The sequence below is a fragment of the Roseibium album genome, from assembly GCF_001404515.1.
Taxonomy (GTDB): Bacteria; Pseudomonadota; Alphaproteobacteria; order Rhizobiales; family Stappiaceae; genus Roseibium; species Roseibium album.
The window spans coordinates 286,879-301,253 of record NZ_CXWE01000003.1 but is presented as its reverse complement, the minus strand read 5'-3'; the positions used below and the strand labels follow the sequence as shown (position 1 = coordinate 301,253).

General features: G+C 57.0%; 16 protein-coding genes. 1 reads left to right on the top strand and 15 read right to left on the bottom strand.

Features of this window, described 5'->3' with window-relative positions:
- The first annotated feature begins 131 nt into the window (after nt 1-131).
- Entirely contained in the window at nt 132-1,352 is a 1,221-nt protein-coding gene (locus tag LA5095_RS10845; protein WP_055114809.1) for an ammonium transporter, read from the top strand.
- Between the two features lie 49 nt (nt 1,353-1,401).
- Here the strand turns inward: LA5095_RS10845 and LA5095_RS10840 are convergent, their stop codons facing one another.
- The 15 genes from LA5095_RS10840 to LA5095_RS10770 all read right to left on the bottom strand — a co-directional run bounded on the left by LA5095_RS10840 (nt 1,402) and on the right by LA5095_RS10770 (nt 14,316).
- Nucleotides 1,402-2,085 (bottom strand): HAD family hydrolase, encoded by a 684-nt coding sequence (locus LA5095_RS10840; RefSeq protein WP_055115588.1) that lies wholly within the window; start codon nt 2,083-2,085, stop codon nt 1,402-1,404.
- A 41-nt stretch (nt 2,086-2,126) separates the two neighbouring features.
- A complete protein-coding gene (locus LA5095_RS10835; protein ID WP_055114808.1) occupies nt 2,127-2,954 on the bottom strand; it encodes a carbohydrate ABC transporter permease in 828 nt (275 codons plus the stop codon).
- A gap of 51 nt (nt 2,955-3,005) precedes the next feature.
- Nucleotides 3,006-3,899, bottom strand: coding sequence for a cation diffusion facilitator family transporter (locus LA5095_RS10830; RefSeq protein ID WP_055114806.1), 894 nt, complete (start codon nt 3,897-3,899; stop codon nt 3,006-3,008).
- A 132-nt stretch (nt 3,900-4,031) separates the two neighbouring features.
- Nucleotides 4,032-4,802 (bottom strand): DUF1223 domain-containing protein, encoded by a 771-nt coding sequence (locus LA5095_RS10825; protein WP_055114804.1) that lies wholly within the window; start codon nt 4,800-4,802, stop codon nt 4,032-4,034.
- Nucleotides 4,803-4,930: 128 nt separating this feature from the next.
- Nucleotides 4,931-5,557 (bottom strand): DsbE family thiol:disulfide interchange protein, encoded by a 627-nt coding sequence (locus LA5095_RS10820; protein WP_082442486.1) that lies wholly within the window; start codon nt 5,555-5,557, stop codon nt 4,931-4,933.
- A gap of 5 nt (nt 5,558-5,562) precedes the next feature.
- Complete coding sequence (gene ccmD, locus LA5095_RS10815) at nt 5,563-5,736, bottom strand: heme exporter protein CcmD (protein ID WP_055114802.1); 174 nt, start codon at nt 5,734-5,736, stop codon at nt 5,563-5,565.
- Nucleotides 5,737-5,740: 4 nt separating this feature from the next.
- Nucleotides 5,741-6,508 carry a heme ABC transporter permease gene (locus LA5095_RS10810; RefSeq protein ID WP_055114800.1) on the bottom strand — a complete coding sequence of 256 codons (768 nt, stop codon included), beginning with the start codon at nt 6,506-6,508 and terminating at the stop codon, nt 5,741-5,743.
- A gap of 252 nt (nt 6,509-6,760) precedes the next feature.
- The gene (ccmB, locus tag LA5095_RS10805; RefSeq protein WP_082442485.1) at nt 6,761-7,432 is read right to left on the bottom strand and encodes a heme exporter protein CcmB; all 672 of its coding nucleotides are present in this window, start codon (nt 7,430-7,432) and stop codon (nt 6,761-6,763) included.
- A complete protein-coding gene (ccmA, locus tag LA5095_RS10800; protein ID WP_055115582.1) occupies nt 7,429-8,091 on the bottom strand; it encodes a heme ABC exporter ATP-binding protein CcmA in 663 nt (220 codons plus the stop codon). The genes ccmB and ccmA overlap by 4 nt, the downstream gene beginning before the upstream one ends.
- A gap of 178 nt (nt 8,092-8,269) precedes the next feature.
- Nucleotides 8,270-9,001: a hypothetical protein gene (locus LA5095_RS10795; protein ID WP_144435951.1), complete on the bottom strand. Its 732-nt coding sequence runs from the start codon at nt 8,999-9,001 to the stop codon at nt 8,270-8,272.
- Between the two features lie 386 nt (nt 9,002-9,387).
- The gene (locus LA5095_RS10790) at nt 9,388-10,170 is read right to left on the bottom strand and encodes a hypothetical protein (RefSeq protein WP_055114796.1); all 783 of its coding nucleotides are present in this window, start codon (nt 10,168-10,170) and stop codon (nt 9,388-9,390) included.
- 160 nt (nt 10,171-10,330) lie between these two features.
- Nucleotides 10,331-11,098, bottom strand: coding sequence for a hypothetical protein (locus LA5095_RS10785; protein ID WP_055114794.1), 768 nt, complete (start codon nt 11,096-11,098; stop codon nt 10,331-10,333).
- A 64-nt stretch (nt 11,099-11,162) separates the two neighbouring features.
- Nucleotides 11,163-12,086, bottom strand: a complete 924-nt coding sequence (locus LA5095_RS10780) for an RDD family protein (RefSeq protein ID WP_055114792.1) — start codon at nt 12,084-12,086, stop codon at nt 11,163-11,165.
- Nucleotides 12,083-13,081, bottom strand: a complete 999-nt coding sequence (locus tag LA5095_RS10775) for a stage II sporulation protein M (protein ID WP_055114790.1) — start codon at nt 13,079-13,081, stop codon at nt 12,083-12,085. Before LA5095_RS10775 ends, LA5095_RS10780 begins: the two co-directional genes overlap by 4 nt.
- Nucleotides 13,081-14,316: a DUF58 domain-containing protein gene (locus LA5095_RS10770; RefSeq protein WP_108874456.1), complete on the bottom strand. Its 1,236-nt coding sequence runs from the start codon at nt 14,314-14,316 to the stop codon at nt 13,081-13,083. The genes LA5095_RS10775 and LA5095_RS10770 overlap by 1 nt, the downstream gene beginning before the upstream one ends.
- Nucleotides 14,317-14,375 lie beyond the last annotated feature (59 nt).

Genomic DNA, 14,375 nt, shown 5'->3' with positions numbered 1-14,375 from the left:
TAGCCTTATGTTCGCAAAACTGGCTGTTTTCAGCCCTTTTTTTTGGCACTTGCCTGTTTGGCATGCAAATTGAATTCCTCATGATCCAATAAGCAAAATCTAATGGCATTCTGCCTAACTGGGGGGCAATCATGAGTAATTCTGCTGTCGGTGGAGACGTCTTTTTCGTGCTGGTCGGAGCGATCCTCGTCTTCGCGATGCATGGCGGTTTCGCATTTCTCGAAGTCGGAACGGTGCGCCACAAAAACCAGGTCAATGCACTGGTCAAGATCCTGGTCGATTTCGCACTTTCAACGGTTGCCTATTTCTTCGTGGGCTATGCCTTTGCCTATGGCACGACGTTCTTCGTGAATGCAGCGACCCTTTCGGGAGGCGGAGGAGGATTTGAACTTCAGGGACTAACGCTGGTGAAGTTCTTCTTTTTGACGACATTTGCAGCGGCGATACCAGCCATCATCTCCGGCGGAATTGCCGAACGAATGAAATTCTGGCCGCAATGTGCCGCAACTGTCGCGCTTGTCGGGATTGTTTATCCCCTGTTCGAAGGGGTTGTCTGGAACGGAAATTTCGGACTTCAGTCCTGGCTTGAGGCACAGTTCGGGGCCAGTTTCCACGATTTCGCCGGATCCGTCGTGGTGCATGGGGTTGGCGGATGGATTGCCCTTGCCGCCGTCATGCTCCTGGGTGCAAGACGCGGGCGATACGACCGAAACGGCCGCCCGATCGGTATTCCGCCATCGTCCCTGCCGTGGCTTGCCCTGGGTTCCTGGATGTTGTGCGTCGGCTGGTTCGGCTTCAATGTCATGACGGCGGGAGCGCTGGAAGCGGCGTCCGGTCTGGTGGCGATCAACTCGCTGATGGCGATGGTCGGCGGCATTCTGGTTGCCTTGATTGTCGGCAAGAATGATCCCGGATTTGTTCACAACGGTGCGCTTGCCGGTCTCGTAGCGGTCTGTGCCGGTTCCGATATCATGCATCCGGTCGGCAGTCTGATCGTCGGAGGTGTCGCCGGCGCCATTTTCGTGACAGGGTTCGAATACTGCCAGAACAAACTGAAAATCGATGATGTTCTGGGCGTATGGCCTTTGCACGGGATCTGCGGCGCCTGGGGTGGCCTTGCAGCGGGTGTCTTCGGGCTGGAAGCCCTTGGTGGGCTTGGGGGCGTCTCGCTGATCTCGCAGATCATCGGAACACTGCTGGGTGTCGGCTATGCTGCGGGTGCCGGATTTGTTGTCTATGGCATTCTCAAGTCAACCATGGGACTGCGCCTGTCCGAAGAGGAAGAATATCAGGGCGCAGACCTGTCGATCCACAAGATCGGTGCCAATCCGGAAGCAGATCTGGGACGGTAAATCTGTACCGCGGGGAGTGGTTTTGCCGCTCCCCGCATTCATCAATCACTCAGTTGGGCTTTTTTGAATTGAAAAGAAGCCCGGCCAGATCATCATGGCTGTCGACCACCTTGTGGGCGCCCGCTTCCAGAAGCTGTTCCGTATGTCCTTGATGGCTGTGGCCACCACCTACAAATCCCCAGACAGTCATACCTGCCGCAAGACCGGCCTTAACGCCATTTGCGCTGTCTTCTATGACGAGGGCGGTTGCTGCATCCACTCCAAGCCTGCTTGCCGCATGCAGAAACAGATCCGGTGCGGGTTTGCCGTTGGCGACCTGCTCGCCTGAATAGATGTGAGGTTCAAAATAGGCATAGAGCCCGGTGTGCTGCAGTTTGTGGATCAGCCGTTGCAGGCGTGAGGAAGACGCCACCGCCCTCGGTCCCTCGTGAATATCGAGAAACTGTTTGATCCCGGCAATCTCGGAGAGTTCCCGGTCGATCCGTTCCATTGTGGCGGCGTCGAGTTCCGAGCCGAAGGATTCCGGCAAGGGACCCTTGCCGAGTGAACGGTGGTCGCGATCAAGCTCTGCCCAGAAATCGTCGCTGCCAAGGCCCTGGAACCTGTCCATGTACTCGTCAATCTCATAGTCAAGTCCAATCCTGGCCAGATGCTCGCGCTCAACACTGACGTAGATCTTTTCCGAATCGACAAGGACGCCGTCGCAATCAAACAGGATCGCTTCAAATGCCATACGGTAGTCGCCTTTTCCTTTTTTCGAGGCAGATGCCTGCATTAGTGAGAGCCGTCATACAGTCCTTTAACGACCTGTCTTTGAAACAAGATGACAAGAAGTGACGGTGGGATGACGGCCAATATCGCAAGCATCAGTCCGGGCAGACTTGCGCGTCCGAAAAACTGCATGCCCCTGACCAGGGTATAGGTTGCTTCTTCGGACGTGACGATCACCGGCCAAAGATACTGGTTCCAGCCGTTCACGAACAAAACAAGAAAGAGTGCTGCTGCGGTCGGGATCGACAACGGCAGAAGGATATCCTTGAAGAACTTCCAGCCTCCTGCACCGTCGAGCCGGGCAGATTCCAGCAGCGCGTCGGGGACCGTCAAAAGAAACTGCCTGAAAAACAGGGTCCCCAGTCCGGAAGCGACCAGTGGCAGGACAAGGCCGGTCCTTGTGTTGACCAGACCGAGGTCGGCGACGACGGCGTAGGTGGGCAGAAACCGGGATTCCAGAGGCAGCATCAGCGTGAGCAGCAAAACGGCAAATATCGCACTGGCAAACCTTATTCTGAAATAGACCAGGGCATAGGCCGCGAACAATGACGTCAGCACCTTCAAGGTAGCGAAGCCAAATCCGAGCAGGAAGGAGTTCCAAAGCATCGCCACGACGGTTACGTCCCCGGAAAAACCTGCGGTGGACGTGATGAAGCCGCCGTAGTTCTGCAGCAGAGCCGCGCCCGGATCGAGGCGCGGCATCATGGGGCTGCCGGACGGATGTGTGGTGGCGGCAAAAAGCGAATAGACCGGCAGGCTCATGATGAGGGCACCGGCGATCAGGATCAGATGGTCGGCCAGCTGTACGGTCCGCCTCCGCAAGCCCGGCATCAGAAATCTGTTCCTGTCAGTTTCATCATGTGCCCTTCATGATAGGTTGCCCTAAACAACGACAATACCCGAGTGCTTCGCCTTGTATTCCGGTTCCACGTGAATGGTGACATGCGCACCGGGGACACCTTCGGTGATGGCTTCTTCTATCCTGTCGCAGATTTCGTGTGCCGACTCGACAGACATTGTCCCGGGAACCACGAGATGAAAATCGACAAAGGTCGACCGGCCTGCAATCCGGGTTCTCAGATCATGTGCCTCCAGTGCGCCTTCGCCATGTTCGGAAATCTGGATGCGGATTTTTTCAAGAACATCGGCCGAAACGGCTTCGTCCATCAGTCCGCCGACAGATTCCTTGACCAGTTCCCAACCTGACCAGAGAACCGTCAGTCCAACGAGCAGGGCCAGCGCTGGATCGAGGATATGCCAACCGGTCAAAAGCGCCAGGACGACGCCGACAAGCACACCGATGGAACTCAGCACATCCGTCATCAGATGTTTTCCATCGGCAACGAGCGCAGGGGATCTGGCATTTTTTCCGTAATGCATCAGATAACGCGCCCAGGCACCATTAATTACCGCAGCCAGCAGGTTCATGCCGATACCGACAGACGAAAATTCCGGGTTGTCACCTTGTGTAAACCCGATCCACGCCGCCCTAAAAATAGAAATCGCGGCCAGCACAATCATGACGCCGACCAGAACGGCTGCAAAATATTCCGCCTTGTCGTGACCATAGGGGTGATTGCTGTCCGCAGGTTTTGAAGCGAACCAGATGGCAACAAGGGCGGCTATGGAAGAGGCAATGTTGACGGTGGTTTCCAGCGCGTCGGAAAGCAATGCGACCGAGTCGGTGAGCACGTAAGCGCCGGTTTTCAGCCCCAACACCAGGATGCCGATGAAAATGCTGATGACGGCAACCCGGATCCTGATCTTAAGGTCCATTCACTTCCCTGTCGCGCTGATCAAGCCGCGGCAAGGGGTATCAGTTTTTGCGCAGGTTACAAGGGAATGGAGGCGTTAATCCTGCACTTTCTGCAGAGAAAGCCAAAGATCATCAGCCTCCGAACACCGGCGTCAGAGACCGTCACGCCAATCCATCACGGCTGCTCCGATTATCTTGCCCGGGCCGTCGTGATCCTCGATCTGTACCAGGATCGCACAACGGGCATCGCCTTTCAGCATGAGCTTGGACTTCGGCATGCGGAAGGTTTCTTCTCCACCTTCCCAAACACCGATTGGCTGAAGATTGCGGACCACGTTGACATACTTGATCTTTCGGCCCGCGTTTTCACCACGCCCGATATCAACGGTTGCCTCGTCCTCGATCCGCAGAAAGTAAACCGTTGCCATTGCGCCTTCCGGCAGACTTCCATCCACCTTGGCCTGGACAACCATGTCGGAAATCTTCAGTTCGACATCGGCGGTGAAAGGTTCTGCGCGGTCGAGTGCGGCGCGAACATCCCTTTCCCTGCTGCCGACGACGTGCTCTTCGCCATTGATTACCATTTGCGGCGTATAGACCGACCTGTCGCCCCTTCGCGTGGCATAGGTGCGCTGTCGCTGCGAATGAACCGGACTGGCAAAGGTGTCTTTCCAGCCGAGATAGTCCCAGTAATCGACCGGCATCAGAACAGTCAGCACTTTCGGATCTTCTTCAACAAGCCGTTCTGCAAGCTGATCTGCAGGCGGACAGGAAGAGCAGCCCTGACTTGTGAAAAGTTCAATCACCTTCTGCGGCTGTGCATCGGCAGTCTGGACTGCTGCAATGACGCCGACTATTCCGGCTACGACAATAAAGCTCTTTCGGAAAGCCTGCCGCGCTTTCCGATATGTGAGACCCACCATTTGGCTCGTTTCCTTTTTCGATTGCACGTAAAATATGCAACTTGTCTTTCAATCGCGAGTCACGAGCCGGTGACATTGGAGAGTATGGTCAATATTTCGCGGGAATGTGACTACAGCCGGTCCCTGCGTTACCGGCCTGCGGCAATCACCTTGTTCAACTCTGGCAGAAACACGTCCCGGTAGGAAGTCGGACTGAGCGGTCCGATGAACTTGTACCGGATTGTGCCTTCCTTATCGATGACGAAAGTCTCCGGCACACCGTATACACCCCAATCGATTGCGGCCCTGCCGGCATTGTCAGCACCGATCCGGCTGTAGGGGTTGCCGAGGCTGCCCAGAAAACGGCGGGCGTTTTCCGGTTTGTCCTTGTAGTTGATACCGAGAAGCTGGATGCCGTCGACCTTGGCGAGTTCTTCCAGCAGCGGATGCTCCTGCCGACAGGGGACGCACCAGGAGGCGAAAACGTTCACAACGGATATCTTGCCGAGCAGGTCTTTTCGGGAAAACCCCGGGACCGGAGTTCCGTCCCTGGAGATACCTTCGACAGCACTCAACGAGAAATCAGGTGCGGGCTTGTTTATCAACGCCGAAGGAATGGTCTGGGGGTCGTTGCCCATGGTGAGCTGAAACAGGAACAGGCCCGCAAGTGCAATGAACACGATCAACGGTAACAGGACAAAAACCGGAAAACCGCGTTTTTTTGCCGGTTTGTCGGAACTCTTTTCAGTCGCGAGGTCGGTGTCGGATGCACTCATCTTGGTTATCTGCTCTCGTGAACCCGCCGGGCACGGGATATGCCCTGCTCGGCCAGTTCCTTCAGGGCGCGTTCCTGGTTGGCCTTGTCAATCCTGACCCAGGCGACCAAGACAAGGACGGTCAGAATACACAGAGCGTATGAGGCAATGATGAAGCCGGCATGTGTTCCAAGTTCCATTGGTCTACTCCGCTGGCTGCGCCGTTGCGGCAGCAGTTCCCGGCCGGGATACGCTCGCGGCGCGCATGCGCAGGGCGCGCACGCGGCGGCGCAGGATTTCGTTTCGCATTGCCATCAGATGGAGGACGAAAAACAGGAGCGTGAATGCGACGGCCATGACCAGCAGCGGCCACAGAATATCCGGATGGATGGTTGGGCCATCCATGCGCACTACGCTCGCCGGCTGATGCAAGGTGTTCCACCAGTCGACAGAAAACTTGATTATCGGCAAGTTGAGCGCTCCGACAAGCGTCAGAATGGCAGCAGACTTGCCCGCCTTAATGGGGTCATCCATTGTCCGCCAGAGTGTCATCAGGCCGAGATACATGATCAAAAGGACCAGGACTGACGTCAGGCGCGCATCCCAGACCCAGTAGGTGCCCCACATCGGTTTGCCCCACAGCGAGCCGGTGACCAGCGCCATGAAGGTGAAGGCCGCGCCGATCGGAGCGGCGCTCTTGGCGGAAACATCCGCCAGCGGGTGCTTCCAGACGAGGGTGCCGATCGATGAGATCGACATAACCGTGTAGCACATCATGCAGAGCCAGGCGGCCGGTACATGGATGTACATGATCCGCACGGTGTTGCCCTGCTGATAGTCCTCCGGTGCCGTGAAGAAGGCCATGTACAGGCCGGCAGCAAATGCGAGGACACAAAAACCGATCAGCCAGGGCAGAACGACCTGCACCAGCCTCAAGAACCGCGTCGGATTTGCATAATCCCAAAATGCCATAGCGTCTTACTTACTTTACTCTCCCGCCGCCTTCAATGCACCCAAGCGTCGCAGATCGCATTGCGTTTGATCAAGAAGGGGTGAGGGCCTGTCCGAAACAGGGAACCCGTGCGAAAATCATCCAAACCGAATTGACGTCATCCTGCGCGGGAATTCGTGACCCCCATGCGTTGCCGGGCCGGACAGAAACGAACTCCACCACCCGATTGGCCCGTTGGCAGGTTTCGTGTTCCCGGGTTCATGCAAAAATTCCTAATCTGCCGAAAACCGCAAGGCGGCTGCCGACGCGATAGGACCAACAACAGCGGCGATCAGCGTAAGGGCACACAGGATCAGAAACGGTGTCAGGAAGGGAACCGGATCGTGTATGGCCGCGTCCGCCGAACTGACCCCGAAGATCAGAACCGGTATGGCAAGGGGGATCACCAGAACGGCAAGCAACAGGCCTCCCCTGCGCAATGACACGGTAAGGGATGCCCCGATAGCGCCGATCAATGTCAGGGCGGGCGTCCCCACCAGCAGTGTCAACGTAACCGCACCCATGGATACCGGATCCAGATTGAGAAAGATTGCCAACAAGGGGGCCGCAACGACCAGCGGCAGCCCGGTTGCGATCCAGTGTGCCAGGCACTTGATCAGGATCACCAGTTCCAGAGGCCTGCCGGCCATCATCATCAGGTCCAGCGTGCCGTCCTCCCGATCGGCCTGAAACAGCCTGTCTAGCCCCAGAAGCGTTGCCAGCAGCGCGCCGATCCAAAGGATGGCAGGGCCAATGCGCGCCAGGAGGTTGAGGTCCGGGCCGACGCCGAACGGGATGACCGTAACGACGGCGAGGAAAAACAGGACGCCGACAAGAGCGCTGCCGCCGATGCGAACCGAGAGGCGCAGATCACGCTGAAACAAGGCCATCGCCCAACCCGTCATAGCAAGGCCTCCTCCGGAGCTTGTTCGGCGGGATCAGCAGCCTGAAGATGCAGTGTTTCGACACGGTCGAGCACCAATTCGGTGTGGGTGGCCGTGACGATCAGGCCGCCTGACGCGAGGTGATCGTTCATGATCCCGAGAAGTTGCTGTTCGGATGTCTTGTCGAGCGCGGAAGTCGGTTCGTCCATCAGCCAGACGGGACGCGGCGTGACCAGAAGGCGCGAGAGGGACAGCCGGCGCCTTTGCCCGGCCGACAGATATGCGGCAGGCAGATGGGCCGTGTGGCCGATGCCAAGAGTTTCCAGGACCAGCGAGGGGGAAAGGGTCGAGCCGGTGAAGTCTTCACAAACGGATGCGGCGGCAAAGTTCTGCCAGAAACGCAGGTTCTCCAGAACGGACAAAGCCGGTTTGACCGCATCCTGATGGCCGAAATAGTGCGCCTGTTCCTGGGGAAGCCTGTCTGTCTCACCACCTTCCAGGCGGATCGTACCCGCGGCAAGTGGAACCAGCCCGGCAAGCGTGCGCAGCAGCGACGACTTGCCGATGCCGTTGGCGCCGGTCACGACCAGTGCCGAGCCTTGCGACAGGGAAAAGGAAAGGTCCTGAAACACCCGGCGCCCGCCGCGATCAATGGTCAGATTTTCGGCGATGAGTTTCAGAAGGCTGCTCCGCATGAATTTGAACGTTTGTCTTGTTAGTTCTGCGCGCAGATATCATGCAAGCAAATTCGGCAGCCTTAATCTTTATCAAGTCGATGGTGTTTCCCGCAGATGGTTGTCATCGGCGCGTGCCGGATCAGGTCTGAAGGAGTGCGGCGTGTGAGGCGCAGTGTCCCTGCTATTCAAAAACGGCTTCAATCTGATCGATACCTGCGCCTTCCTTGATTTCCCGAAGCCGGATGTAAATGAGGCTGGTGACGATACACAGGTAGCCGATCATGAGCGCGAACGCGATCAGGGAAGACGCGAATGACAGGATGGCGCCGAGGGTTTCTGACGCCAACGATGCGGTCAGCGTCACCAGAAACGTGAAAATCGAAATCGCGATCTGAATTGCGATGCTGCACAATCCTGCCAGGAAAATGGTTCCAAGAACCGGAAATCGATAGCCTCTTGTAAGCGCGATACTGCGCTTCAGACTTGAGAACCCGGCTTTCTCAACGACAGCAACGGCCGGCATGAGGGAGCAGGCCGCGACCGTCCAGAAGTAAACAACGAAAAAAACCGGAAATGTGAAGAACGTCAGGAGCGATGAAACTGAGCTTAAGACGGAGATTGAAACCCAGACCAAAAAGAGAGCTGCGCCCATCGCGATGGTCAGCAACGCAATAACCGGTGCAGCCGAGAGAGTTGGCTTGAAATAGCTCGAGGCCTTCACCGTTCGAAAAGACTTCGCGTCATATGCAAGCTTGTTCACGGCCGCGGCCGACACGGAAAAGGCTGCACACATCGCGAAAAGTGAAATCGCGAAGTAAGTCAACAAGACCGGCCAGTCGAATTGCGGTGCCTCCAGATCCAGCATCTGATTGTTGCCGATCATGAAGCCAATCGGCAGGAAAAACAAAATCACTGGTACCGCTGATGCGACAATCACGTGAACAAAGTTTTTCAGGAGAATAGAAAAACTCTCTCCGATCACGGTGCCTGTGCCAAGCGGCGGCCGTGGCTCAATCCCAGAGTTGACAGGTATATCCAAGTGTTGCGCTGAAGGGGCAGCTTTAGTCGGCTTGATGCTCGGAGTTCGCAATTTGGAGTTGCTCGCTAATGGTTGTTGGTCGCAGCATCTGCCGTGGTTCTGTTTTCCGCCTGGTTTGCGCAAGGCGGTTCACATTCGAAGGTTTCTTTGAAGCAGAATTGGTTGTCCAGGTTTTAAACCGTGCCGGTCTGATCTTCCGTGACATTGTTGAACCATGGTTTCGGAGCGCTGCAAGACATCCACAGCGCTCCGGATCCACATCAATCGAAGACGGACGCGATCTGGTCGACGTTGACACCTTCCTTGATTTCGCGAAGACGAGCGTAAACCAACGCAAGCAAGATACTCATGTAGCCGGCGCCAAGGGTCGACAGGCCGGCGAAGAGAATGACGCCGAGAACCAGTCCAATCGATCCGAACGAGGCAATGATGCCCACAGCAAAAAGTGCGACAAAACTGATGATCATGGACAGGATAAGCGCAAGGATGAGCGCACCGACAATCGGCCAGCGATACTCTTTTGTCAGCAACCGACTGCGTCCCATCGCACCGAATCCCACGCGCTCGATCACTATGACAGGCGCAATGACCGCAAACACGGCGTAGACCCAGAGGCCGGGGACGATCAACAGCATGAAGCCGATACCAACCAGGATTGTCACGGCGATCGTCATGATCGCGAGCGGCACCACGACGCTTATGGCAGGTCCAAGGTACCGGACGATCCGGATCGGGCGAGAGAGCTTGGCATCGTATGCCAACTGCACCAGCAGCGCCGTCGTGATGGAATAGACCACCATATTGATAACGATGGACAAAACACTGGCCACAGCGCTACCCGGGCCGCTGAAATCCTGAGCTTCCAGCCCAAGCGCCACATTAAAACCGGTCAGCAGGCCGGAGATCAGAAAGCCGATCAGTGTCGGAACAAATCCGATGATGATGACCTGGACGAAGTGCCCGAACAGGATCGAAAAACTTTCACCGATAATCGCGCCCACACCAAGGGGAACCCTGGGTTGGCCAAGGGATGCGTCAGTCATGCAATTGCTCCGTTCAGTTAAAAACGTAATTTCAAATGGGGCCCCGAAAAACCGCCAGGAGGCATCGGAAGGCGGCTCATGTTTTTGTACCCCGATACCCTAGTTCCAATGAATGCGAGCGACAAGCACTGGTCCGGAAACTGTTGTCGTCCCTGTTACATCAGTCAAACACCTCGGCAATCTGGTCGACGCTGACGCCTTCCTTGATCTCGCGCAGGCGGGCGTAGATCAGGGCGGTCAGGATGCTGAGAAGACCGGTGCCGACTGCCGTGAAGGTCGCGTACAGGAAAATGGATACGGCAAGAACACCGCTGGTCAGGGCGAAATCAGCGGCGAACAGTGCGACCACGATGACGACAAGTGCGCAAATCCATGCCAGGACCAGTGCGCCGACGATCGGCCAACGATAGTTCTTCGTCAGCTTTTCGCTCCGCCCAAGGCCCCTGAAGCCGAGCCGCTCGATGACGACGGCCGGTTCCATGACGGAAAAAACGGCGTAGACCCAAAGCCCGGGAATGATAAAGGCGATGGCCGCAAGACCGATGAGCAAACCTACCACGATGCCCAGAATCGCGATCGGGATGACCGACGCCAGCGCAGGGCGGATGTATTTCGCAATCCTGATCGGCCGATTCAGTTTCGCGTCATAGGCGAGTTGAACAAGGAACGCGGTCGTCAGCGAATAGACGACGAGATCGACCAGACTTGTCAATGCACTGGCCGCGCCGGAAGGTTCGTCCGTTTCTCCGAGGCTCAGAAGTGCCTCGAACCCGACAAGGTATCCGGACAGGAGCACTCCCAGAAGACTTGGAACAAAGGCGATCAGAACAATAGGAACAATATTCCTGAACAGGATCGAAAAGCTGTCGCCGATAAGTGTTCCCACCCCAAGCGGAACAATAGATTCTGTGCTGTTCGTCTCGGTCATCGAAAGTCTCGCAAATAGCATCCAGGCGCTTTTCAGACACACATCCGGACGGATGTTTCAGGTCTCAAGCGTCCTCTCCATTGTTCGCGTAGTGCTTGTTTTCGCGGCGGTCACCGAACAGCTGGCGTTGTTCCAGATGTTCCCGCTGTGCCTTGTAGAACGCCTGAAGGAATCGAAGCCGGTCCGGGGGCGGTACCGGGTTGGCATAGCCAATCTTCTTGCGGATCTTTTCCACGATCGCGGCAATTGTCTTGTTTCGTTGCGCACCGCCATCGGACGTCGGTTGCGTGTTCTGTGCTCTCAGCAATCCTTCGAGCGTCTGCAGTTCGAATGCCCCGTAATGGTCGAGCTGGTGAGAGAGGAAGACAAATTCCTTGCGGTTCAGTGAGATCATGCGGGGTTCGCTCGCAAGGTCCTTCAGCAGAACCGGAACCGGCAAATGGATGACATGTGTGCCGGCCATCATGTCGCCGAGCCGTCGTCGGTACCGGTCGAAGACCGGTATCAGCAGGCAAATCAATATCCATACAAGGGCGCCGAGAGAGGCCAGTGGAGAGGACGCATCCAGCATCAGGACAAGGGTTCCGGGCAAGAAGACCTCGGCTTCCTTCATCATGTTGCGCAAGACGAGTGCATGGGTCGTCAGGGGCCCGCCGTCATGAGAAACAACCTTGATTTTCAAGATGCGCTTGCCGAGCGTCTGACCATTCCAGACAAGTTCGGCAAGAACGTAGTAGGGAACGCGGATCAGAAAGAACAGCAGTGCACCGATCGCGATCATCGTCTGCGGGCTGGTGATGTTCAGCATCGCCAGCAGGATCATGATGGCGACCAACGCCATGAAGGTGATCGTTATATCCGTGATCTGGGCACCGAGGCGGACGCCAACACCTGCGATCGGCAAGGTCAGCGGCACGCCTTCCGGCGGCATCAACTCGTTCCGCGGTGGCCGGTTTTTCCTGTTCTTCTTTTTCAGACGCAGGATCATCTTTGCACCCGGCCTCCGAACACGAACCAGATAAGCCAGAGAGCGCCGATGCCCCAGCCAATGATGAAGCGCATGTACATGTCCTGCACAAGCTGGCGCCCGAAGCCCTCCAGAAATGCTGCAACGAGCAGCATCAGCGCTGCGACAAGCGCCAATTTCACGGCGTCCCGCCCGGCCCGGCGGAGGGATGCGACCCTTGATAGATCTCCAGGGAAGAGAAGAGCCGTTCCCAGCTTCAGTCCGCCTGCACACGCAATACAGATTGCAGAGAGTTCCGTGACGCCGTGGATCGACAGCCAGCCCGCAATGTCGGGTCCCAGGCCGCGATCGACATGGAGCGCATAGAAGGCACCCAGCATCAGTCCATTGTAGAATGTCAGGATGATCGCGGGAGCACAGGCAAAAACGCCAAGTCCGAAGACAAAAATGGCGATGCGGGTGTTGTGCGAGAAAAGATAGGTCGCAAATGCGCCAAGCCCGGACGAATTCGGGTCTTCATCATAGATGACCGCCCTGAGAGATTCGTACGTCGCGTCCGGACCCCGGCCGCCGGCCAGTTCGGTCGGCAAAAAGACATAGTACCAGTCCGGACTTTCGAAATAGAGAAGGTATCCGGCAAGCGCGCCGAGACCCATGCACAGAAAACCGAGAACGAGGAACGGCCAGGACCGTCGCATGGCCTGCGGTGCGCTTTGAGCAAAGAACCGGTGAAAAACGCCGCCGAGTCGTTCCTGCGGCGCGTAGACGCAAAGATAAGCGCGTGCCGTCAGGGCCTCCAAATACCCGAGCAGGGCCTTGTCGAGCGAGATTTCACGGGCAATCGAAAGCGATGTCGTCGCCTGTCGATAGAGCGAAGCCAGGTCCCGGGCTTCCGCGAAATCCATGTGCTGCAGGCCCCGTTGTTCAGCGGCCAGCACCAGGGTTTCAAGGCGTCGCCAGTCCGTTTCACGTTCCTTGCGGAACCGCGCCGAGCGCATGAGATCCTGATCTTTCATCAAATCATCTCCCGCGCCTTGATCTCGAGATAGGTCGAAATGAGACGTGCCGTCACGGTATTGGGTTTTGCGTCGACAATCGTGACACCCATGCGCGCGAGCCGTTCAAGCACCAGCCGGCGTTCGTTGATCGACTGGTTCGCGGCCACCAGTGTCGCAGCACCGTCAATGTCATCCGGTGCCGTTTCGATCAACGTTTCAAGTTCGGGATCGCGGATGGCAACAAAGATCAGCAGATGGCGCTTGGTGAGGATGCCGATGTTCTCGATCAGGAGTTCGGCCGATGTCGTATCGATAAAATCGGTGAAGACGATGATCAGGCTGCGCTTGGGAGTGCGGGCGTTCAATTCCGTCAATGCCAGGGTGTGGTTGGTTTCACGGCTGACATAGGAGAGCTCGGCAGTCCAGTTGCGCAAGCGGGCAAAGGCGTTGCGTCCCGGAGCCGGGGCGGAAAAGGTTCGCGGACGCACATCGTAGGAATAGTAGCCGACAAGGTCGCCGCCGATAGCGGCAGCCCAGGCGGTCGCGAGCGCCGCCGTGACCGCGTGATCGATTTTCGGCAACCCTCCGATTTCCTCGCGCATCAGATAGCCGTTGTCGAGCGCGATGATGACATGATGGTTCCGTTCGGCGCGCAGTTCCTTCGCGACAAGGGACCGGCGGCGCGCCGAGCGTTTCCAGTCGATGGACTTGATGTCCATCCCGGGAACAAAATCCCGCAACTGGTGAAATTCCGATCCTTCACCGAGAGCCCGGTTTTCCTTGACGCCGTAGAGCGTCGACATGACCGTCGTCGTGATTTCCCCGGACTGGACCTGGCGGATGTTGGGCACGACCCGAAGTTCCGCCTGAAGATCGAGCCTTGGAACGAATTCAAGCAGTTTCAGTCGGGAGTCCCAAAAGAGCCAGAGATGGTCGAGCTGCCAGACGCCACGCCGCACAGCGCGAAAAGGGACACTCGTTTCAAGCGTGTCATCCGGACCGGGGTTGAATTCAAATTCCTTCCGGCCGCTCAGTCCTTCTGGCCAGTCGAGCTTTGCGTTCAGGTTCGCACGCGCACGATCAAGATGCAGGTGCAGGGTTGCTGTTTCTCCAACAAAAATCTCCGGTGGAGCCTCGACCGTCAGATTTCCGGGCCGGCGAAGCGATGTGGCCATGTCGACCATGATCAGGAGCGCCAGCAGTATCCAGGGAAGGATTGCCAGATCACGCAAGGCTGTGCTGGCCACGATCATGATCAGGGAGATCAGCAACGTGGCGGCGGCAAGCGCGAGAAGTCTTTTGGACGGCCGGA